Raw genomic sequence first — 22,113 nt, forward strand, 5'->3', positions numbered from 1 at the left:
AGCTTAGCGACTGGGGATTTTGCGTATGCAGCAAGTATTGCACCGGGGTGCTGCATTGATGCAGCACAGTGAAGAAGCCCTGGACGCGTCCTGGGACGATTTGAAGCTGTTCTTGGCGTGCGCAAAATACAAAAGCTTCCGCAACGCTGCCGAAGAGCTCGGGCAGACCAGCACGACCCTGATGCGCCGGATTGACCGGCTCGAAGAGAGCATCGGCTGCAAGCTGTTTCTGCGCGACCAGAGCGGGCTCACCCTCAGCGACGAAGGCACCGCCATGATTGCCGACGTCGGGCATATGGAACGTCACGCCTTCAACGTCTTCCGGCGCGCCTCACGTACCTCGAACGATGCATCCGGCACCGTGCGGATCGCGGTGACGGAAGGCCCCGGCAATTTCTGGATCCTGCCGCGGCTGATCGATTTCCAGAAAACCTACCGCAAGATCGCGGTCGATCTGCGCTGCGCCATGGAGCAGGCCGACGTCGCGCGGCTGGAGTCGGACATCGCGATCCAGCTCGAACCACCGACCAATCCAGATCTGATCGTGGCCAAGCTCGGCCGGCTGCACATCTATCCCTTCGTCTCCAGGGACTACGAGAAGCTCTACGGCGTGCCCGCCACTCTCGCCGACCTCAAGAACCACCGCATCGTCAAGCAGAATGCGCCGCAGGTCGACGACAGCGCCTACGCCCGCGTCCTCGGATTGAAGTCGCTGGAAGGCATCGTCGGGATCAAGACCAACTCTTCCGTCGGTGTGCTCTATGCGGTGGAGCGCGGCGCCGGCATCGGTTTCCTGCCGACGGTGTCGATCGCGCTCGGCGCACCGCTCGTTGCCGTCGATCTCAGCGTCAGCCATCACGCCGATCTCTGGCTGACCTATCACAGCGAGTTCCGCACCTCCGAGCGCCACAAGATCGTCGTCGACTGGCTGAAGAAGATTTTCGATCCCAAGATCTACCCATGCTTCCGCGACGAATTCATTCATCCGAACGCCTTGGTTCCGATGATGACGGCCGCGCGCGAGGGTTTTGGATTGACGGGCTATGTTGCGGCGATGCCGATTTAGGCGGCAGCCTCACCATTTGTATTCGAAACCGACCGTGCCCTGGTGCGACGTGAGCTCGTTGCGGAATTTGCCGTCGTAATTGACGTAGAGCCGCGCGGTGTTGGTCAGGCTGAGCGAGGCGGAGGCGCCGGCATCCATACCGTAACGGCTTTCGCCGATGCCGGGCACGACGATGTTCTGGGTCCCGAGACTGACCTGGACCGAGCCGAGGTTCTGATCGAAATTGTCGACGAACTTGCCGTAGGCGGACAGATCGAGGATCTTCCGGTCGAAGATGAAGTAGCGCCCGATCTCAGCGCCGATCATGACGCGCGCGCGTGAAATCGCGGTCGAACCGACGTTGAGCGGATCAAGCCCCCCGCCTCCTGGAACGCCGCGCCGGTGGCGCGGACATATTCGAGCGCGCCCTTGGGCACGACCCGCATCTGATCCTTGGTCCAGTAATAGCTGATCTCGGTCAGCGCGCCATCGACCGCGGCGCGATAGCCCGCAGTGGCAAGGCCAAAGCCGGTGTCGCGGCTGGAATGGACCTTGCCGAAACCGTGCACCACCGCGAAGGCCCAGGTCCACGGCCCTTTATCAAGCGAGCCGTTGAATCCGATCTGGGTCATGTCCAGCGTCGCCGATTGCAACGCGAGCGGCACGTCAATGTCGGTATGACTCTGATCCACGGAGAAACCGAGATTGACGCCAGGCGCAACCCGCGCGCCGAAGCCGGCGACGCCGCCAAATGTCTTGCGCTTGTCGCCGACGAAATCGCCCTGCGCATCGGTCCGGACCGCGACGCCGTAGCCCTCGAACCAGGTGCGGAAGCGCGGATCCTCCGTGCCCTCGGACGCCCCGCCGCCGCCGGGATTGCTGCGGAACGCCCGATTGAAACCGCCGGACGCCTGGTTTCCCAGCCGCTCCAGGAAGCCTGAACCGAGATTGAGCGTGCTGTTTCCGGCCGACTGGTCGTAATTGATCGACGTCGGGATCGGGATCGGGATCGGGCTCGGAGACGGCGTGGGGGTCGGTGTCGGAGAAGGTGTCGGAGTAGGCGTCGGCGTCGGTGTCGGGCTCTGCGCCAAAGCGGGCGTCGCCGCCGAGATCATGACGACGAGCACAAAGGTCGTGGCGATCGCCATCACAATGCGGCGAAGGCGATCCAGCCCAATCGTCTGCAATGTCCCGGAGGGCTGCAATGGGCAGCTCATAATGACCAATCCTGAAGCGAATGACTGCGCGCAAAAATGCAACACGAACGGCACGCACCTGCGGTGATTTGTGCTGAACTGCCACGGAGGGTCAACCGGTTGGCGGGCTGTGGCCGAGGCGATTACCCTCGATTGTGGTTCCGCGGCCACAGCTCGCAAATTGCAGAAGGCCGTCCCCGAACCGGTCTTGAAATTCGCGCGCGGCTTGCTAACGCGCGATTTTCATGTTGCAATATCGGACACAATCGGAATTGGCGCTCGGCTGTGCGTTTCGCGACCTTGAGACTCAAGACTCGAACAGACTACCGGAAGCCCGTTTGTGGCGTGGCACGCGAAAAGCGGCCGCGTCTTTTTTGTATCTAGCGGAGGAGACTACGATGCCACAAAAGGGCACCGTCAAATGGTTCAACCCGACCAAGGGCTATGGGTTCATCAAGCCGAACGGCAGTGACAAGGACGTGTTCGTCCACATCTCCGCCGTCGAGCGTGCCGGACTTTCCACCCTCAACGAAAACCAGGTGGTTGAATACGACCTCGTGGAAAACCGCGGCAAAGCATCCGCGGAAAACCTCAAGGTCTCCTGATTTCTCTCGAGCCTGACAAGCGAGAGACCATGACGTTGCCCCCGGCTCCGCCGGGGGATTTTGTTTGCGACAACAATGCAAGGCCTGCGCGACGGCGGTTCAGCTCGCCACGATGGGCGAAACCAGAAAATTTTCGGACGGCCCGCTTCCCGCCGTCTTGCAGACGTCGCCTTCGATCCGGACCTTGCCGCTGGCGAGCAGCCGCAGCGCCTCCGGATAGATGCGGTGCTCGACTTCGAGGATGCGCTCCGAGAGCGTGTCCGCCGTGTCGTTATCGCTGACCGGCACCGCCCCCTGGATTACGATCGGACCCGCATCGGTCTCGGGGATCACGAAGTGCACCGTCGCGCCAGACAGTTTCACGCCGGCGCGCAAGGCCTGCCCGTGCGGGTCCAGGCCGGGGAACGAGGGCAGCAGCGAGGGATGGATGTTGAGCATCCGCCCGTACCAGGCTTTTGTGAATTCGGCGGTGAACAGACGCATGAAGCCGCCGAGGCAAATCAGCTCGATGCCGTGCTGGTCGAGCGCCGCTTGGAGCACCCTCTCGAATCCTGCGCGGTCCTTTCCAAACGGCTTGCTCTCGATCACCAGCGTCTTCACGCCGGCCGCCTTGGCGCGCTCGAGCCCGAGCGCATCTGGCTTGTTCGAGATCACCAGCGAAATCTCCGCCGGAAAATCCGCGGCAGCGGCGCCCTTGATCAGCGCGGCCATGTTGGAGCCGCGGCCGGAGATCAGGATGACGACGCGGCGCTTCATCATAGTGCCAAATCGAGGTGACCGTTATAGACGACGCGGTGCTCGCCGTCGGCCGGGATCACGGTCCCGAGCTGCGCCACGGTCTCGCCTGCGTCGGTGAAGATCTCGATAACCTTGTCGATCTTGTCCGGCTCGACGATTGCGATCATGCCGATGCCGCAGTTGAAGGTGCGGAGCATTTCGAGCTCGGCCATTCCGGCTTGCGCGGCCAGCCATTTGAAGACCGGCAGCACCGGCAGGCGCGCGAGATTGATGCCGACGCCCAAATGGCTCGGCAGCACGCGCGGAATATTGTCGGTAAAACCGCCGCCGGTGATGTGCGCGAGGCCCTTCACCGCGCCCGTCTCGCGGATCGCGCGCAGGCAGGATTTGACGTAGAGCCGGGTCGGCGCCAGCAGCGCGCCGCCGAGCGTCATGACCGGCGCGAATGGCGCTTGCGCGGCAAAGCCGAGGCCGGACTGCTCGACGATCTTGCGCACCAGGGAGAAACCGTTGGAATGCACGCCGGACGAGGCCAGGCCGATCACGGCATCGCCGGGGGCGATATCCTTGCGCGGCAGCAGCGTGCCCCGCTCGGCGGCGCCGACGGCAAAGCCGCCGAGGTCATAATCACCATCCTTGTAGAGCCCAGGCATCTCGGCGGTCTCGCCGCCGATCAGCGCACAACCGGATTCACGGCAGCCTTCGGCAACCCCCGCGACGATCGCAGCCGTCGCCTCCGGATCGAGCTTGCCGCAGGCAAAATAGTCGAGGAAGAACAGCGGTTCCGCGCCCTGGACCACCAGGTCATTGACGCTCATGGCGACGAGGTCGATGCCGATCCCGCCATGCAGGCTGGTCTCGATCGCGATCTTGACCTTGGTGCCGACGCCGTCGGTCGCGGCGACCAGGATGGGATCCTTGAAACCGGCCGCCTTGAGGTCGAACAGGCCGCCGAAGCCGCCGATCTCGGCATCGGCGCCGGCGCGGGCGGTGGCGCGCACCATCGGCTTGATCAGGTCGACGAGACGGTTGCCCGCGTCGATATCGACGCCTGAATCAGCGTATGTGAGGCCGTTTTTGCGGTCGGTCATGCCCGATTTCCAGTGGGTTTGCGGCTGGTTACGTCGAATTCCGGGGACACGCAATGGCTCGCAAGGCGCCTCGCCCTATACTATGTAGATATCAACCGGTTCAGCCTTCAGACGGGCCGGATTCGAGGTCAGGCCGGGTGCCGGGAAGCGCCGCGTGAGTATACCGAACATCATTACCCTGGGCCGCATCCTGCTGGTCCCGATCATCGTCTGGGCCATCGTGTCGAGCCAAATGGAGGTCGCGTTCGCCGTCTTCCTGATCGCGGGCATCAGCGATGCCGTGGACGGCTTCCTGGCCAAGCGCTTCAACATGACGAGTGAGCTCGGCGCCCTGCTCGACCCACTTGCCGACAAGGCGCTGCTGGTCTCGATCTACATGGCCCTCGGGATCTGGGGCGCGATCCCGCGCTGGATCGTGATCCTGGTGGTGTCGCGCGACATCATGATCGTGGCGGCCGTGATCGTCTCCTGGCTGTTCGACAAGCCGGTCGAGATGAAGCCCTCGAAGGTGTCCAAACTCAACACTGTGGCCCAGGTGGGGTTCGCGGCGCTGGTGTTGGCCGCGCTTGCCTTCGGCTTCAATGCGCAGCCCTATGATATAATCCTGATGGGCCTCGTCACGGTGTTCACGCTCTCCTCCGTGTCGCTCTATCTGGTCGAGTGGCTGCGGCACATGAGCACGATCGAGGCCAACTGAACCGGGACAAGGCCCCGCAAAAGGCCAACTCGCGCTCGATACGTCTACAGTTTCAACCGAGGCCGGCGGTCCGGCATGGAGCAAAGCAAGCGTGGCAGGCCGCGTTCATCCCCGACAATTGGCGTTTTCGCTTCCGCATGCGGAGAGCCTGAGCCGGGACAACTTCCTCGAGGGGCCCGCCAATGCAGCGGGCCTCGCCTTGATCGATGGCTGGCCGGAATGGCCGAACCGCATCATGTGGCTTGCCGGCCCCGAAGGGAGCGGCAAAAGCCATCTCGCCGCGATCTGGGCCGAGGACGCCGGCGCCCGTTCCACCACAGCCAATGCGCTGACCGCCACCTCCGTCCCGGGCGCGCTCGCCACCGGCGCGCTGGTGGTCGAGGATCTCAAGGCCAAGGAATTTGACGAGCGCGCACTCTTCCACTTGATGAACCTCGCACGCGAGGACGGCGCCTACGTGCTCTTCACCGGTCGCGAGGTGCCGACGGCGCTGGATATCGAGCTCCGCGACCTGCGCTCTCGGCTTCGCACGATCCCTGTGGTTTCGCTCCTGCCACCGGACGACCAGTTGTTCCGCGGCCTGATCGTCAAATTCTGCGCCGACCGCCAGCTCACGGTGGACGAGAGCATCGTCAGCTACCTCGCCACCCGTCTGGAGCGGTCCTCGGCGGCCGCCCGACAGGCGGTGGAACTGCTCGACAGCGAGGCCCTCAGGCTGGGCCGACCGGTAACGCGGGCACTGGCCGCTGAACTGCTGCGCGACGCCTGATACAGACGACCGGCGCCCACGCCGCTTGACGCGGCGGGGCGGCGGAACATCAATGTCATCGAAACGTCATCGCACTCACACATGCTCTCCCCGGTTTTGCGCACAAGTCGCAAGTTAAGGCGAGACAGGATGGACCGACTTCTGATGGACTCTGCGCAAGCTGCTGAAATCAAAGATAAAGCCTCAGAAGCCGAGGGCCTGCCGGCGATCGCCTCGAGCCCCGAGCGGTTCATCAATCGCGAGCTGTCCTGGCTGCATTTCAACCGGCGCGTCCTGGAGGAATCGGTCAATCCCAGCCACCCCGTTCTGGAGCGGGTGCGATTCCTGTCGATTTCGGCGAATAACCTCGACGAGTTCTTCATGGTCCGCGTTGCCGGCATCAAGGCTCAGGTCCGTGAGGGCATCGCCGAGCGCAGCCCCGACGGCCTGACGCCGTCCGAGCAGCTCGCTTTGATCAACCGCACCGTCTCCCATCTTGCCTCCGACCAGCAGGCCATCTGGGCCAACCTGCGCGGCACCCTCGCCGATGTCGGCATCGTGCTGGTCGACGGCAAGGACGTCACCAAGGCGCAGCGCGCCTGGATCGAGGATTACTTCCTCGCCAATGTCTTTCCGCTGCTGACGCCGCTGGCGATCGACCCGGCCCATCCCTTCCCGTTCATTCCGAGCCTCGGCTTCACCATCGCGCTCCAGCTGACGCGTGCTGCCGACGGCAAGCAGATGAACGCGCTGATCCGCATGCCCGGCAAGATCGACCGCTTCATCCGACTGCCATCCGACGGCACGATGCGGCTGATTACGCTGGAACAGGCCACCGCGTTGTTCATCAACCGCCTGTTCCCCGGCTACAATCTCCACGGCCAGGGCGCTTTCCGCATCCTCCGCGACTCCGAGCTCGAAATCGAGGAAGAGGCCGAGGATCTCGTCCGCCTGTTCGAGACCGCGCTGAAGCGCCGCCGCCGCGGCTCGGTGATCCGCCTCGAGATCGACGCCAAGATGCCGGAGCAGCTGCGCAACTTCGTGCAGCATGCGCTCTCGGCCGCCGACGACGAGGTGTTCCTGGTCGACGGCGTGCTCGCCATGAACGAGCTCTCGCAGCTGACGCGGCTCGACCGGCCCGATCTGGAGTTCACACCCTACGTGCCGCGTCATCCCGAGCGCGTGCGCGAGCATGGCGGCGACATCTTTGCCGCCATCCGGCAGAAGGACCTCGTCGTCCACCATCCCTATGAATCCTTCGACGTGGTGGTGCAGTTCCTGCAGCAGGCCACCCGCGATCCTGATGTCGTCGCGATCAAGCAAACGCTATACCGCACCTCCAACAACTCGCCGATCGTGCGCGCACTCGCGGAGGCGGCCGAAGCCGGCAAATCTGTCACCGCGCTGATCGAATTGAAGGCGCGCTTCGACGAAGAGGCCAATATCCGCTGGGCGCGCGACCTCGAACGCGCCGGCGTGCAGGTCGTCTACGGCTTCCTCGAACTGAAGACCCACGCGAAGCTCTCGATGGTGGTGCGCCGCGAGGGCGGCAGCCTCACCACTTACGTCCACACCGGCACCGGCAATTATCATCCGGTCACCGCGCGCATCTACACCGACCTCTCCTATTTCACCTCGGAACCGACCATCGGCCGCGATGCCGCGCGCGTGTTCAACTTCATCACCGGCTACGCCGCGCCGAGCGATCTTGAGAAGATGGCGGTGTCGCCGCTGACCTTGCGCAAGCGCATCATCCAGCACATCCAGGGCGAGACCGAGCACGCCCGTCACGGCAAGCCGGGCGCGGTCTGGATGAAGATGAATGCGCTGGTCGACCCCGACATCATCGACGCGCTCTACGAGGCGTCACAGGCCGGCGTCCAGGTCGAGCTGGTGGTGCGCGGCATCTGCTGCCTGCGGCCCGGCATTCCCGGCCTGTCGGAGAACATCCGTGTCAAGTCGATCATCGGACGCTTCCTGGAACATGGCCGAATCTACTGCTTCGGCATGGGCCAGGGGCTGCCGAGCGCAAAAGCGGCTGTGTATATCTCGTCCGCGGACATGATGCCGCGCAACCTCGACCGCCGCGTCGAGGTGCTGTGTCCGTTGCAGAATCCCACGGTGCATCAGCAGGTTCTTGAGCAGATCATGGTCGCGAACCTGAAGGACAATGAGCAGAGCTGGCAATTGTTGCCCGACGGGTCCTCAACGCGTATGAAGACCGCGAAGGGCGAGGAGCCTTTCAACGTCCACAACTACTTCATGACAAATCCGAGTCTGTCTGGCCGTGGAAAGTCGCTCAAGGAATCGTCTCCGCGTCGTCTCACGCGCCGTAATGAACGTCATCAATCCTGATCGGGGATCGCCGACGTGAAACGACCGCGCAAGCGCGGCTCGAGCGTCGCGGTCATCGACATCGGCTCCAACTCGGTCCGTCTCGTCGTCTACGAGGGGCTGACACGCAGCCTCATTCCGATCTTCAACGAGAAGACGCTGTGCGGCCTCGGCCGCGAGGTGCAGAGCACCGGCCTGCTTGCGCCCGATGCGGTCGCCAAGGCGCTGACCTCGCTCAAGCGCTTTCGCGCGCTGTGCCGGGTGATGCAGGTCGGCCGCGTGTTTGCGATTGCGACCGCGGCGTGCCGCGACGCCTCCAACGGCCCCGACTTCATCGCCAGAGCCGAGCGCATCTGCGCCGTCAAAATCGAGATATTGTCCGGCCCGCGCGAGGCGCGGCTGTCGGCGCTGGGCGTGATCTCGGGGATTCATCATCCCGATGGCATCGTCGGCGATCTCGGCGGCGGCTCGCTCGAATTGATCGACGTGCGCAAAAACAGCGTGCGCAGCGGCGTCACGTTGCCGCTCGGCGGTCTCGCACTCCAGGACCTTGCGCATAAATCGCTCAAGCGCGCCGACCGCATCGTGCGCGAGGAGCTCGATGAGGTGGCGCAGCTCAAGGCGGGCAGCGGCCGCAGCTTTTATGCGGTCGGCGGCACCTGGCGTGCGCTTGCGCGCATCCACATCATCCAGAGCGGCTATCCGCTCCAGGTAATGCACGGCTATTCCATTTCTGCGGCCGAAGCTCTCGACTTCTCGCGTCGTCTGCGTCGTCTTGCGGCTGCCGACATGCTGGCCGACATCGAGACCGTCGCGGATGCGAGGCGCCCTCTCCTGACCTATGCCGCGCTGGTGCTCGAGCACATCATCCGCGTGGCGAAGCCCAAGACAATCGTATTCTCGACCTTCGGTGTGCGCGAGGGGCTGCTGCACGAGAAGCTGTCGGACACCGAACGCAACAAGGACGGGCTGATCTGCGCGGCAGAGGAGCTCAACCAGTTGCTCTCGCGCTCGGCCCGCCACGCCCGCGAGCTCATCTCCTGGACCGACCGCCTCGCGCGCGTGGTGAAGCTGCGGGAGACCGAGGAGGAGCGCCGCTTGCGCCACGCCGCCTGCCTGCTCTCCGACATCGGCTGGCGCGTGCATCCCGACCACCGCGGCGAGCAGACGCTGAGCCTCGTCGTCAACGGCAATTTCGGCGCGATCACCCACATCGAGCGCGCCTTCGTCGGACTGTCGGTGTTCTATCGCTATGCGGGCCTGAGCGAGGAAAACCAGCCGCCGCTGACGATGCAGGAGCTGCTGACACCGGCGCAGCTCGAACGCGCCCGTTTGCTGGGTGCGGCGTTCCGCGTCGCGCATCTGATCTCGGCGGCGCGCCCGGGGGTGCTGCCCGCGACCCATTTCCGCAGCCAGGGCCGCAACTTGATGCTGGTGTTCGAGCACCGCCTCGGTGATCTCGTCGCCGACCGCGTCGGCAGCCGGTTCAAGCAGCTTGCGCGGCTCATCGGCCGCGCGGGCTCGATCGTGCGACGCTAGTTACTCGGCCGAGACTTTTGCGTGGCGCTCGGAGGCCTCGAGCGCGGCCAGGCTCAGGCTGCGCCGGCGCCAGATCGATCCGACGACCAGCACGAGGATGACGCCGAGCGCTGCGCAAAGATATTCGCCGCCTCCGACGCCATGGGCGAATTGCGGCGGGAGATGCAGGCTGGCGAGAATCCTGTCCAGCCACTCGCCGAGCGGGCCGTCGAACAGCGCGTGCAGCTTCGGCGCGATGCCGGGATCGGTCGCGATCACTTCGCCGGCGATCCAGCCGAGCAGCGCCGCACCCGCCCAGACCAGGACCGGCAGCTTCGACAGCAGAGCCATGATCAGCGCCGCGCCCGCGACAATGAGAGGAACGCTGATGGCAAGGCCGAGGACCAACAACGGCACGCTGCCATTGGCGGCGGCGGCAACCGCGATGACGTTGTCGAGACTCATGACGATGTCGGCGATCACGACGATCTGCACGGCTTGCCAGAGATGCGAAGCGGACTCGACGCCCTCCTCGTCCTCGTTCTCCGGCACGAGCAGCTTTGCCGCGATCACGATCAGTGCGAGACCGCCGACCAGCTTGAGGTACGGCAACCCCATCAGGCTCACGACGATGCCGGTGAAGATGATCCGGAGCAGCACCGCGGCCCCGGCGCCGAGCACCATGCCCCATAGCCGGTGCCGCGGCTTCAGGCCGCGGCAGGCCAACGCGATCACCAGCGCGTTGTCGCCGGAGAGCAGGATGTTGATCCAGATGATCTTGCCGACCGCAATCCAGAAGGTCGGCTCGGCCATCTCATTGCGGAACTGGGTGACGAATGCCCCGATCGTGGCCGGATCGAAGATCTGCCAGAACCAGTTCAAAATGCGTCCTTTCGCCCCGAAAACCTAGTCTGTGGGCTGACGGATCAGCCGACGATCTCGTTCCCGGAGAAGAACTGGGCGATCTCGATCGCGGCGGTCTCAGGTGCGTCCGAGCCGTGCGCGGAGTTCTCTCCGATCGACTTCGCATAGAGTTTGCGGATGGTGCCGTCGGCCGCCTTGGACGGATCGGTCGCGCCCATCACGTCGCGATACTTGGCGACGGCACCCTCGCCTTCCAGCACCTGGACCACGACCGGACCCGAGGTCATGAATTCGACGAGCTCGCCGAAGAACGGCCGCGCCTTGTGGACGGCATAGAAGGTCTCGGCCTGTTCCTTGGTCATGCGGATGCGCTTCTGCGCGACGATGCGCAGGCCCGCCTTCTCGATCACGGCATTCACCGCGCCGGTCAGGTTACGCGCGGTCGCGTCGGGCTTGATGATCGAGAAAGTGCGTTCGATGGCCATGATCTTGTCCTTGCAGGAGAAAGCGGTGGTTCGGAGTTGCGGGGCTTATATCGGCGCCGTCGCGCTACGGCAAGCGACCGTCAAAGCGGGCACACGGGCACTTCGACGCGGCGCCACGGGCTCCAATTCCAAGATGGATTACAACGATTTCACCCGGATGAACCCAATCTGAAGGCCCCATCAGGGTTTGGTTCAGCCGCGCCGCGATAATGTCTGGTCCATCGAAACCAAAGCCTCCTCCCGAGGCCGACCGTTTCGGCGGCCTTTCCATCGACGCGACAGGCCCGCGCCGGCAGTTTTGAGGAGATCACCATGTTGAGGAAACTTTCGCTTGCTGCGGTTGCCGCGGTCGCGCTGGGTGCCGCGCTGGCACCGACCTCCGCCTCCGCTCATTGGCATGGCGGCTGGGGCTGGCACGGCGGTGGTGGCTGGCATCACGGCTACGGCTGGGGTGGTCCGCGCTTCTATGCCCCCGTCTCTTATGGCTATGGCGGATGCTATGTGCGCCGGCTGGTCCCGACCCCTGGGGACCCCGCTGGCGGCTGATCAACCGCTGCTACTGAGCCCGACAGCACCTTCCTGAGGTACCGCCCCCCAACGGTACCCTCCAAGCGAGGCCCCGGCGTCCCCCGCCGGGGCCTCGTGTATTCGGGAGATGCGGCGAATTCATACAATTTTTACTAGAATGACTGGCTTTCCCGACGCGCGGCGAAACCAATTGCGGGCCAATGACTTGGTACCGTGTCGTTACATTGCAAGCATGGAACCTCACAATGACTGGGCTTTTCGCCAATGACAGCGAACAGATCGACCGGCGCACCAGCCGCTCGATTTGCGATGCCGTGGGCGAACGGCTTCAGCAGAGCCTTCGGCCCGAGCCGCGGCTCCCGACCCATCTCGAACAGCTCCTGAACGAGTTGCAGAAGCGCGATCGCGAGAGCGGTTCGCGCAACTGACCGGCGCAAAAACGGGTTGCGTTCGCGGCGCCTTGCGGTGACAAGGCCGCATGCTCTCCATCACCGACCTCTCCATCCGCCTCGCCGGACGCCTACTCATCGATCAGAGCTCCGTGCAGATCACGCCCGGCTCGCGCGTCGGCATGGTCGGGCGCAACGGCACCGGCAAGTCGACGCTGTTCAAGGTGATCCGCGGTGAGCTCGCGGCCGAACACGGCACGGTGACACTGCCGCCACGCTGGCGGGTCGGCAGCCTCGCGCAGGAAGCGCCGAACGGCCCCGAAAGCCTGATCTCGGTCGTGCTCAAGGCGGACCTCGAACGCGACGCCCTGCTCTCCGAGGCCGAAAGCGCCACCGACCCGCACCGGATTGCGGAAATCCAGACTCGGCTCGTTGACATCGAGGCGCATTCGGCGCCGAGCCGTGCCGCGGCAATTCTCAGCGGCCTCGGCTTTTCCGCGGCCGACCAGGCACGTCCCTGCGCCGAATTCTCGGGCGGCTGGCGCATGCGTGTCGCGTTGGCCGCGACGCTGTTCGCAGCGCCCGACCTGTTGCTGCTCGATGAGCCCACCAACTATCTCGACCTCGAAGGCACGCTGTGGCTGGAGGATCACCTCGCGCACTATCCGCGCACGGTGATCGTGATCAGCCACGACCGCGACCTGCTCGACAGCTCCGTCGACCAGATCCTGCATCTCGAGCGCGGCAAGCTCACCCTTTACAAAGGCACCTACTCCTCGTTCGAAGAGCAGCGCGCCGCGCGCGAGCTGCTCGACGCCAAGCAGGTCAAGCGCCAGCAGGCCGAGCGCGCGCGCCTGCAGGCCTTCGTCGACCGCTTCAAGGCCAAGGCGTCGAAGGCGCGCCAGGCGCAATCTCGTGTCAAGATGCTGGAGCGGCTGAAGCCGATCAATGCGCTGGTGACCGAGGACGTGCGCGAGATCAGCTTCCCGGCGCCCGAGAAGCTGCTGTCGCCGCCGATCATCGCCGTGGACAACGTTTCGGTCGGCTACGATCCGGCGACGCCGGTGCTCAACCGCGTGACGCTGCGGATCGACAATGACGACCGGATCGCGCTTCTCGGCGCCAACGGCAACGGCAAGTCGACCTTGGTGAAGCTGCTTGCCGGCCGGCTTGCGCCGTTCTCGGGCAAGGTGACGCGCGCGGACAAGCTGTCGATCGCCTATTTCGCGCAGCATCAGCTCGACGAGCTGAACGAGGACGCCTCGACCTATGATCACGTCCGCAAGCTGATGGGCGATGCGCCCGAAGCCAAGGTACGGGCCCGCGCAGGCGCGATCGGCTTTTCCGGCAAGGCGGCTGACACCAAGGTTGCGAAACTGTCCGGTGGCGAGAAGGCACGGCTGCTGCTCGGGCTTGCGACCTTCTTCGGCCCCAACATGATCATCCTGGACGAGCCGACCAACCATCTCGACATCGACAGCCGCGCAGCACTTGCCGAGGCGATCAACGAGTTTCCGGGCGCGATCATCATGGTCTCACACGACCGCTATCTGATCGAGGCCTGCGCCGATCAGCTCTGGATCGTCGCCGACCGTACCGTGACCAATTACGACGGCGACCTCGACGAGTATCGCCGCTTCGTGCTGTCCTCGCGCAACGGCGAGCCCGCCCCGCGCGAGCGCAGCGCCACAGTCGACAAGCCGCAGCGTCCGAGATCGGACAATCGCGGCCCGCTGAAGAAGCGCATCGCGGACGCCGAATCCGAGATCGCCCGCGTCAGCGAGATCATCGCCAAGATCGACACTGCGCTCGCACTGCCCGATATTTTTACGCGCGATCCCAAGCAGGCGGCGCAACTCTCAAAGGCGCGCGCGAATGCGGCGGATGCACTGGCGCGCGCCGAAGAGCGATGGCTCGAGGCGAGCACACAGTTTGACGAGGCGGCGGGATAGGCTCGGGCGGGCAAGCGGGCGGAACCAAATTGCCCGTGCGATTCCCGCGCGCTTGGTCTTAAACTCGGCCTCGGAATTTGCCGCGGAAAACGCATTTCGAGGGAGATTCATTTCGAGGGAGATTCCAGGTGTCGTCACCCGAACCGAAAGCCGGCTTGACGCGCGGCTCTACGTCGCCGCTTTCTTCTTCGCTTTCGGCTTGGCCGGCTTCGGAACAACCGGCGCCTCCGGCGTGCCTTCGATCGAGGACAGACGCCCTGCCGTGAACGTGTAGATGCCCGCGCGCGGACCCGTGTTCCAGGTGACCACCGCAACGCGCCGGCCGGCGGCGTCGTTGGAGAGGTTGACGCTCGAGGGCGCACCGATGCCGCTGACCACGTCGCATTCGGTGTGGCCGAGCGCGACCGTGCCGCCCATGGCTGCCGGCGCTGTCGTCGACGCATTGGCATCCGCGGGCCCCGGGGGCGGCGCCATACCGGGACAGGCGCCGTCGGCGCTGACGAGATCCTCAGCCCCGACCGGCTTGTCGGGGGTCAGCGGCGGCGACTCGATCGAGATGTTCCTGATGAACAGGCGGCTCGGCTTGTTGAACCATTCGGCGTCCTTCGACAGCAGATCGGTCCCGCCGGAGCAGCCCGCGATCAGGGGCGCGACAGCGGCCAACGCAACGATGAGCGACTTTGGAAGCTTGTGGTGTCGCACGATAAGCTAAATTCCCCGCCTGAAGGACCAGTCCTAAGCGATTGTCCCAACATCACTTTGCGGCACGAAGGTGGCCGAAACCAGTGTCCGGCCGAAAGTACAAATTATCATTAATTGCAGCGAGCGCTAATTCCGCCGCTGCCACCGCCCCCGCTCGTCGGCCTGCCAATAGGTGACCTCAAATCCGCGCGTCTTGCAATCCGTCCAGGTGCTGCGGGCGAAGGCGAGCGCGTCCGGATCGTCGCCGTCGAACAGCAGCACCATGCGCTCATATCCCTGGCAATCCTGAGGCAGTCCGGCGTTGTCGATCAGGAAGCGAACATTGGCACCGTTCGGATTGTTTTCCTCGATCGCCAGCACGATTGGCTGGTCGACGGCGTCGTTCACGCGCCATGTCGCGTGCGGCAGGAAGGAATCGTCGCGATAAGTCCACAGATGTGCGTCCAGCGCATCGGCGCGTTCCGGCGAGGTCGATTGCACCACGACGCGCCAGCCGCGCTCCAGCGATTTCTCCAAAAGCGACGGCAAGACGTTCTCAACCGTCATGTTTTGCAGATGGTAGAATAGAACTTCGGTCATCTCAGGTCATTTGCGCTCGTAATGATCCGCGACCAATCGATTAAGCAGGCGGACCCCATAGCCGGATCCCCAGCTCTGGTTGATGTCGGTCTTCGGCGCACCCATGGCGGTGCCGGCGATGTCGAGATGGGCCCAGGGCGTGCCGTCGACGAAGCGCTGGAGGAACTGCGCCGCGGTGATCGAGCCGCCATGGCGGCCGCCGGTGTTCTTCATGTCCGCGAACTGGGAATCGATCAGCTTGTCGTATTCGGGGCCGAGCGGCATGCGCCACACCTTCTCGCCGCTTTCGGCACCGGCCTTGAGAAGCCGCTCGGCAAGCTCGTCATTGTTGGAGAACATGCCGGCGTGCTCGGTGCCGAGCGCGACCATGATCGCGCCGGTCAGCGTCGCCAAATCGACCATGAATTTCGGCTTCGTCTTCTTGGCCACGTACCAGAGCACGTCGGCCAGCACGAGCCGGCCTTCCGCGTCGGTGTTGATGATCTCGATGGTCTGGCCCGACATCGAAGTGACGATGTCGCCCGGCCGCTGCGCGTTGCCGTCGGGCATGTTCTCGACAATGCCGATGGCGCCGACCACGTTGACCTTGGCTTTGCGCGCCGCGAGCGCATGCATCAGGCCGACGACGCAGGCCGCGCCGCCCATGTCGCCCTTCATGTCCTCCATGCTGCCGGCCGGCTTGATCGAAATGCCGCCGGTGTCGAAACAGACGCCCTTGCCGACGAAGGCGACCGGCGCCTCGCCCTTCCTGCCGCCATCCCAGCGCATGATCACGGTGCGACTCGGGCGCGCCGAGCCCTGGCCGACGCCGAGCAGCGCGCCCATGCCGAGCTTCTGCATCGCCTTGACATCAAGCACCTCGATCTTGACGCCGAGCTTGCGGAGCTGGCTGGCGCGCCGAGCGAACTCCTCGGGGTAGAGCACGTTCGGCGGCTCGTTGACGAGGTCGCGCGCGATGATAACCCCATCGACGACCGCGCCGGCTGCGGCAAAGGCCTTCTTGGCCGAAGCCGCATCGCCGACCGCGAGCGAGATGTCGGCGCGCAAGACCCCCTCCTCGCCGTCCTTCTTCCTGGTCTTGTAGCGGTCGAACTTGTAGGTGCGCAGCCGCAGGCCCGCGGCGACCGCAACCGCCTGCTCGCTCGTCATGGCGCCGTCAGGCAGTTCCGCCATGATCGTCATGGCCGCGGAACCCGCCTTGAGCTTGCTCGCCGCCATGCCGCCGAATTTGAGGAAATCGTTCGCCTTCAGGGCTGACGCCTTCCCGGTGCCGATCACGATCAGGCGGTCTGCCTTCAGACCCTCGGGGGCGAGGATGTCCAGGGCCGCGCCGTTTTTCCTTTGAATGAGGCGGCGGTGGCGGCCCGCTTCACGAGATCGCCAGCGCCGCCCAGCGCCTTGGCCGTCGCCGGCCCAAGCTTCAGACCCTCGTCACAGAACACGACCAGAATGCCACGGGCGGCGGAAGCCAACGGGACGAAGCCGACCTTGATGGCATCGGACATGGGTAACTCCTCAAGAACATGGGGCTTTTGCCGATCGGCGATCCCGACCAAGGCTCGGATCTGAACGGCGATTCACTGGACTTTCCACACTATGGGCCACAGGCAGGGCCGATGCCAAGCACCGCCCGTGGCAGCTACGCCACAACAGGGGAAATATTAACCATATATTGACGGCGCCATTGCTCAGCCATTTTGTTGACGGATCAAAGGGATGGTACTGAGAAACTGAACGAGCGGACGAGATGGCTGCAACGACCCTGGGGCTCCCTTGCGGGATGGGTCGGACAGCCGGAAATTCCGGGGACGGCATCGGGGCTTGGTGGGGATTCGTGCGGTAGCGCATGGGGTCAATCGATAGGTATATCTTCCGCACGACGCTGGCGTCGTTTGCGCTCGTCCTGGTCAGCCTCACCGGCGTGATCTGGATTACGCAGGCGTTGCGCGGCATCGACCTGATGACGAGCCAGGGTCAGACCATCCTGACCTTCCTCGGCATCACCAGCCTCGTCATCCCGGCGCTGGTCCTGATCATCTCGCCGATCGCGCTGATGATCGCGATCTCGCACACGCTGAACAAGCTCGCGACCGATTCCGAGATCATCGTGATGAATGCCGCCGGCTTCTCGCCGTTCCGGCTGTTCTATCCGTTCTTCTACGCCACCTGCGTGGTGGCGCTGCTGGTCGCTTTCATCTCGGCCTATCTCGCCCCCGACGGCATGCGGCGGATCAAGCAATGGGACGCCGAGATCACCGCCGATGTGCTCACCAACATCCTGCAGCCCGGCCGCTTCGCCCAGCTCGACAAGAACCTCACGATCCGGATCCGCGAGCGCCAGCCCGGCGGCATCCTTGCCGGCATCTTCATCGACGACCGCCGCGATCCGAACGAGCGTGTCTCGATCGTCGCCGAGCACGGCGAGGTCGTGAAGAACGACAAGGGATCATTCCTGGTTCTCAAAGACGGCAATCTCCAGCGGTTCGAGGTGGGCAAGCGCGACCCGGCGCTGGTGGCGTTCGGCCGCTACGGCTTCGACATGTCGAAGTTCTCCAACCAGGGTCACGACGTCACTCTCGGCATCCGCGAACGCTATCTCTGGGAGCTGTTCTCGCCGTCCGAGGACGACCCGGTCTACAAGGCCGTCCCCGGCCAGTTCTGGTCTGAGCTGCATGACCGCCTGATGGCGCCGCTCTATCCGTTTGCGTTTGCGGCGCTGACCTTCGCCTTCCTCGGCGCGCCGCGCACCACGCGCCAGAGCCGCAACTTCTCGATCGGCGGCTCGGTGCTCGCGGTGTTCGGCCTGCGCATGGCCGGATTCGCCTGCTCGGTGATGGCCGTGAAGTCGCCGCTCGCAGCAGTCGTTCAATATGCGATGCTGGCGACCGCGATCGGCGCCGGCATGTGGTTGATCGTCGGGGGCATCGTGGTCGAGCCGCCCGCCGGCATCATGGAGGCGATCAACAGATCGAACGCGCGCATCGCGCGGCTGTTCGACGGCCGGCCGCCGCATGAGCATGCTTACCAACACGCTCGGACGCTATTTCGCGGGTCGCTTCGTGGTCGCCGCGCTCGGCGTCTTCGTGAGCATCTTCCTGCTGCTGGTGCTGGTCGACTATATCGAGATGGTGCGCAAGACTTCGGGCCTTGCCTCCGCCTCCGCGGTGATGGTGGCGGAGACCTCGCTGTTCCGGGTGCCGCAGCTGCTGGAGAAGCTGACGCCGTTCTGCATGCTGATCGGCGCCATGACGTGCTATCTCGCCCTCTCGCGCCGGCTCGAGCTCGTGGTTGCGCGCGCCGCCGGCATTTCGGCCTGGCAGTTCATCTCGCCCGCGCTCGGCAGCGCGCTCATCATCGGCGTGATCGCCACCGTGGTCTACAATCCGATCTCGGCCAACCTCCGCGAGCTCTCCAAGCGCATGGAAGCGGAGCTGTTCGGCTCGGCGCCCGGCGGCGGCATCCAGGACGCGTCGGGCTTCTGGCTCAATCAGGTCACCGATGACGGCCAGACCATCATCAATGCTGCGCGCAGCGAACAGCAAGGCGTGCGGCTCACGGGACTGACCCTGTTCCGGTTTGACACAGAGCAGCACTTCAAGGAGCGGGTCGAGGCGCGCGAGGCGACGCTCGAGTCCGGCCGCTGGCTGTTCAAGGGCGTCCGCCGTTTCACGCTGGACTCGCCGCCGATCGACCAGGCCAGCCTGGAGATTCCAACGACGCTGACCGAGGCACAGGTCCGCAACAGCTTTTCCACACCCGAAACTGTGTCCTTTTGGCAACTACCGAGCTACATCCGCTCCTCCGAGAGCTCGGGCTTCGCGACAGCCGGATATCGACTCCAGTATCAGAAGCTTCTGGCACAGCCGTTTTTGCTCGCCGCAATGGTGATGCTCGCGGCCTCGGTGTCGTTGCGCTTCTTCCGGATGGGCGGCGTACAGAAGATGGTTTTGAGTGGCGTGGGCGCAGGCTTTCTGCTCTACGTTTTGTCGAAAGTGACTGAAGACTTGAGCAAGGCTGAGTTGATGCATCCGATCGCTGCGGCGTGGTTGCCCGTGGTGGTGGGCGGCCTCACCGGCTTTTTGGCCTTGCTGTATCAGGAGGACGGCTAGTGACCACCGTCCGCCGAGGACTCGTGCCTGGCTTGGCGTTGCGCACCCTCGTGCGCGCGAACGGGTTTGGCTTGTCCGCGCGTTTTGGTTTGTCTGCGCGTAAGGCCCTGCTTGCGCTCGCCGCTGTCGCATCGCTTGCCGGCATGATTGATCTTGCCGCGGTGACGCCGGCCGCCGCCCAGAGCTTCACCTATAATCCGCGGCCGCCACGTCCAACCCCTCCGAAGGCGCCCAACGACAACCAGATGCTCGTGCAGGCGACCGAGGTCGATTACGACTACAACAATTCGCGTGTCTCCGCGGTCGGCAACGTGCAGCTGTTCTACAACGGCACCAGCGTCGAGGCCGACAGGGTCATCTACGATCAGAAGACCAAGCGGCTCCATGCCGAAGGCAACATCCGCATGACGGATGCCGACGGCAAGATCACCTATGCCGAGATCATGGATCTCTCCGACGACTACCGCGACGGTTTCGTCGATTCGCTGCGGGTGGACACCGCCGACCAGACCCGCATGGCTGCGACCCGCGCCGATCGCTCCAGCGGCAACTACACGGTGTTCGAGAACGGCGTCTACACGGCTTGCGCACCGTGTCGGGACGATCCGAAGAAGCCTCCGCTCTGGCAGGTCAAGGGTGCCCGCATCATCCACGACCAGCAGGAGAAGATGCTGTATTTCGAAACGGCGCAGCTCGAGTTCTACGGCGTGCCGCTCGCCTACATGCCGTATTTCTCGACGCCCGATCCGACCGTGAAGCGCAAGTCCGGCTTCCTGATGCCCGGTTACTTTCCCGGCACGACGAACACCGGTTTTGGCGCTGAGGTCCCGTATTATTGGGCTATCGCGCCCGACATGGACGCGACCTTCACCCCACGATTCATGTCGCGGCAGGGCGTGCTGCTGCAGGGCGAATTCCGGCAGCGTCTGATCGACGGCGCCTATCAGATACGCGCCTATGGCATCGACCAACTCGATCCCGGCGCCTTTGCCGGGCAGCCCGGCGACCGCCAGTTCCGCGGCGCCCTCGACACCAAGGGTCAGTTCGCGCTGAACGACAAGTGGGTCTGGGGCTGGGACGGCGTCCTGATGTCGGACTACTACTTCTTCTCCGACTACCGGCTCGCGGCGTATAAGGATCCGCTCGGATCGTTCCTCAACCTGCCTACCGAGGCGCTTTCGCAGCTTTATCTGACCGGCGTCGGCAATCGCAGCTTTTTCGACGCGCGCACGATGTACTTCCTGAGCTTCTCGGGCAACCAGCAGCAGGTCCCGGTCGTCTACCCCGTGATCGACTATTCGAACGTGCTTAACTATCCGGTGTTCGGCGGCGAGTTCTCGTACAAGACCAACTTCGTCAACCTGACCCGCAACGACGCGGTGTTTGACCCGATCACGACGACCTCCAACACCTCAGGCCTCTGCGCGATTGCATCGGCCGACCCCGGTGCGCGCAGCATGCCCAACGGATGTCTCCTGCGCGGCTTCCCCGGCACCTACACCCGCCTGACGGCGGAAGCGCAGTGGCGCAAGTCCTACACCGATCCGTTCGGCGAGATCTGGACGCCGTTCGCGATTCTCCGCGCCGACGCGATCAACTCCGACGTGTCCAACCAGCCGGGCGTGTCGAACTACCTGCCGGTCGGCGACACTCAGGCATTCCGCCTGATGCCGACCGTCGGCCTCGAATACCGCTATCCCTTCATCAACGTTCAGCCCTGGGGCTCGACCACCGTCGAGCCGATCGCGCAGATCATCATCCGGCCGAACGAGACCTATGCCGGCAAGCTTCCGAACGAGGATGCGCAGAGCATGGTGTTCGACACCTCGAACCTGTTCAGCGTCGACAAGTTCTCCGGTTACGACCGCGTCGAGGGCGGCGGCCGCGCCAATGTCGGCGTGCAGGCCACGACGCAGTTCGACCGGGGTGGCGCCGTCAAGACGCTGTTCGGGCAGTCCTACCAGCTGTTCGGCATGAACTCCTTCGCGGTTCAAGACACCATCAATACCGGCGTCGATTCCGGCCTCCAGAAGCCGCGGTCCGATTACGTGGCGAGCGTCGCCTACTCGCCGAACAGCACCTATACGTTCAGCGTCCGCTCGCGCATGGACGAGCAGACCTGGAATATCCAGCGCTTCGAGGCGGAAGGCCGCGCCAATTTCAATCGCTGGTCGATCAGCATGATGTACGGCAATTACGCGCCGCAGCCGGAGCTCGGCTATCTGACCCGCCGCGAGGGCATCCTGACCACCGGCTCGATCAAGGTCGCGACCAACTGGGTGGTGTCGGGCTCGGCGCGCTGGGACCTCGAGGCCAACAAGATCAACCAATATGTGCTCGGCGCCGGCTACGTCGACGATTGCTTCGTGCTGGCGGCGAACTATGTAACTTCGTATAGCTACTCCGCGGGCACGACGCCGCCCGTGCTGAGCCACGCGTTCATGTTCCAGATCGGCCTGCGCACGCTGGCGACCACGTCGACCACCAGCAGTTCCGCGGGCGGCTTGCAGTGAACGGTTTGAAGTGACGGCGG

The 22,113-nt window shown here is 64.3% G+C and carries 16 protein-coding genes and 4 pseudogenes; 12 read left to right on the forward strand and 8 right to left on the reverse strand.

The features are described 5' to 3' along the window. The first annotated feature begins 25 nt into the window (after positions 1 to 25). Complete coding sequence (locus tag AB8Z38_RS08530) at positions 26 to 1,066, forward strand: LysR family transcriptional regulator (RefSeq protein ID WP_369724229.1); 1,041 nt, start codon at positions 26 to 28, stop codon at positions 1,064 to 1,066. A 9-nt stretch (positions 1,067 to 1,075) separates the two neighbouring features. On the opposite strand, the pseudogene AB8Z38_RS08535 reads toward AB8Z38_RS08530, so the two are convergent. Continuing rightward, positions 1,076 to 2,262: pseudogene (locus AB8Z38_RS08535) on the reverse strand (autotransporter outer membrane beta-barrel domain-containing protein). A 377-nt stretch (positions 2,263 to 2,639) separates the two neighbouring features. Here AB8Z38_RS08535 and AB8Z38_RS08540 point away from each other — a divergent pair. After that, the gene (locus AB8Z38_RS08540; RefSeq protein WP_007591938.1) at positions 2,640 to 2,846 is read left to right on the forward strand and encodes a cold-shock protein; all 207 of its coding nucleotides are present in this window, start codon (positions 2,640 to 2,642) and stop codon (positions 2,844 to 2,846) included. Positions 2,847 to 2,945: 99 nt separating this feature from the next. Here the strand turns inward: AB8Z38_RS08540 and purN are convergent, their stop codons facing one another. Next, positions 2,946 to 3,602 carry a phosphoribosylglycinamide formyltransferase gene (gene purN, locus AB8Z38_RS08545; protein WP_369726775.1) on the reverse strand — a complete coding sequence of 219 codons (657 nt, stop codon included), beginning with the start codon at positions 3,600 to 3,602 and terminating at the stop codon, positions 2,946 to 2,948. Next, positions 3,602 to 4,675 (reverse strand): phosphoribosylformylglycinamidine cyclo-ligase, encoded by a 1,074-nt coding sequence (purM, locus tag AB8Z38_RS08550; RefSeq protein ID WP_369724233.1) that lies wholly within the window; start codon positions 4,673 to 4,675, stop codon positions 3,602 to 3,604. Before purM ends, purN begins: the two co-directional genes overlap by 1 nt. A gap of 154 nt (positions 4,676 to 4,829) precedes the next feature. On the opposite strand from purM, the gene AB8Z38_RS08555 reads away from it, so the two are divergent. The 4 genes from AB8Z38_RS08555 (at position 4,830) to ppx (ending at position 9,993) form a co-directional block, all read left to right on the forward strand. After that, a complete protein-coding gene (locus AB8Z38_RS08555; protein WP_369724234.1) occupies positions 4,830 to 5,372 on the forward strand; it encodes a CDP-alcohol phosphatidyltransferase family protein in 543 nt (180 codons plus the stop codon). A gap of 91 nt (positions 5,373 to 5,463) precedes the next feature. Next, the gene (locus AB8Z38_RS08560; RefSeq protein ID WP_369724235.1) at positions 5,464 to 6,141 is read left to right on the forward strand and encodes a DnaA ATPase domain-containing protein; all 678 of its coding nucleotides are present in this window, start codon (positions 5,464 to 5,466) and stop codon (positions 6,139 to 6,141) included. A 144-nt stretch (positions 6,142 to 6,285) separates the two neighbouring features. Then, complete coding sequence (locus tag AB8Z38_RS08565; protein WP_369726776.1) at positions 6,286 to 8,475, forward strand: RNA degradosome polyphosphate kinase; 2,190 nt, start codon at positions 6,286 to 6,288, stop codon at positions 8,473 to 8,475. A 15-nt stretch (positions 8,476 to 8,490) separates the two neighbouring features. Beyond that, positions 8,491 to 9,993: an exopolyphosphatase gene (gene ppx, locus AB8Z38_RS08570; RefSeq protein ID WP_369724236.1), complete on the forward strand. Its 1,503-nt coding sequence runs from the start codon at positions 8,491 to 8,493 to the stop codon at positions 9,991 to 9,993. Here ppx and AB8Z38_RS08575 read toward each other — a convergent pair whose 3' ends face one another. Both AB8Z38_RS08575 and ndk read right to left on the reverse strand, forming a co-directional pair. Next, positions 9,994 to 10,854, reverse strand: a complete 861-nt coding sequence (locus AB8Z38_RS08575) for a TerC family protein (protein WP_369724238.1) — start codon at positions 10,852 to 10,854, stop codon at positions 9,994 to 9,996. A 44-nt stretch (positions 10,855 to 10,898) separates the two neighbouring features. Then, positions 10,899 to 11,321, reverse strand: a complete 423-nt coding sequence (gene ndk, locus AB8Z38_RS08580) for a nucleoside-diphosphate kinase (RefSeq protein WP_018456271.1) — start codon at positions 11,319 to 11,321, stop codon at positions 10,899 to 10,901. A 312-nt stretch (positions 11,322 to 11,633) separates the two neighbouring features. Between ndk and AB8Z38_RS08585 the strand changes: the two are divergent. The 3 genes and pseudogenes from AB8Z38_RS08585 to AB8Z38_RS08595 all read left to right on the forward strand — a co-directional run bounded on the left by AB8Z38_RS08585 (position 11,634) and on the right by AB8Z38_RS08595 (position 14,190). Continuing rightward, positions 11,634 to 11,884: pseudogene (locus AB8Z38_RS08585) on the forward strand (sulfur globule protein precursor). Positions 11,885 to 12,094: 210 nt separating this feature from the next. Further along, positions 12,095 to 12,277 (forward strand): hypothetical protein, encoded by a 183-nt coding sequence (locus AB8Z38_RS08590; RefSeq protein WP_369724241.1) that lies wholly within the window; start codon positions 12,095 to 12,097, stop codon positions 12,275 to 12,277. Positions 12,278 to 12,327: 50 nt separating this feature from the next. Continuing rightward, complete coding sequence (locus tag AB8Z38_RS08595; RefSeq protein WP_369724243.1) at positions 12,328 to 14,190, forward strand: ABC-F family ATP-binding cassette domain-containing protein; 1,863 nt, start codon at positions 12,328 to 12,330, stop codon at positions 14,188 to 14,190. A gap of 168 nt (positions 14,191 to 14,358) precedes the next feature. On the opposite strand, the gene AB8Z38_RS08600 is transcribed toward AB8Z38_RS08595, so the two are convergent. The 3 genes and pseudogenes from AB8Z38_RS08600 to AB8Z38_RS08610 all read right to left on the reverse strand — a co-directional run bounded on the left by AB8Z38_RS08600 (position 14,359) and on the right by AB8Z38_RS08610 (position 16,976). Then, positions 14,359 to 14,853, reverse strand: coding sequence for a hypothetical protein (locus AB8Z38_RS08600; RefSeq protein ID WP_369726778.1), 495 nt, complete (start codon positions 14,851 to 14,853; stop codon positions 14,359 to 14,361). A gap of 165 nt (positions 14,854 to 15,018) precedes the next feature. Then, entirely contained in the window at positions 15,019 to 15,471 is a 453-nt protein-coding gene (locus AB8Z38_RS08605; RefSeq protein WP_369724244.1) for a DNA polymerase III subunit chi, read from the reverse strand. A gap of 6 nt (positions 15,472 to 15,477) precedes the next feature. Next, positions 15,478 to 16,976, reverse strand: a pseudogene (locus tag AB8Z38_RS08610) (leucyl aminopeptidase). A 341-nt stretch (positions 16,977 to 17,317) separates the two neighbouring features. On the opposite strand from AB8Z38_RS08610, the pseudogene lptF reads away from it, so the two are divergent. From lptF to AB8Z38_RS08625, 3 genes and pseudogenes are all read left to right on the forward strand, one after another. Further along, positions 17,318 to 18,478, forward strand: a pseudogene (gene lptF, locus AB8Z38_RS08615) (LPS export ABC transporter permease LptF); the annotation flags it as partial. Positions 18,479 to 18,482: 4 nt separating this feature from the next. Next, a complete protein-coding gene (gene lptG, locus AB8Z38_RS08620) occupies positions 18,483 to 19,580 on the forward strand; it encodes an LPS export ABC transporter permease LptG (RefSeq protein ID WP_369724245.1) in 1,098 nt (365 codons plus the stop codon). Further along, positions 19,580 to 22,093, forward strand: a complete 2,514-nt coding sequence (locus AB8Z38_RS08625; RefSeq protein WP_369724247.1) for an LPS-assembly protein LptD — start codon at positions 19,580 to 19,582, stop codon at positions 22,091 to 22,093. The genes lptG and AB8Z38_RS08625 overlap by 1 nt, the downstream gene beginning before the upstream one ends. The last annotated feature ends 20 nt before the right edge of the window (positions 22,094 to 22,113 follow it).

The sequence above is a fragment of the Bradyrhizobium sp. LLZ17 genome, assembly GCF_041200145.1.
Taxonomy (GTDB): Bacteria; Pseudomonadota; Alphaproteobacteria; order Rhizobiales; family Xanthobacteraceae; genus Bradyrhizobium.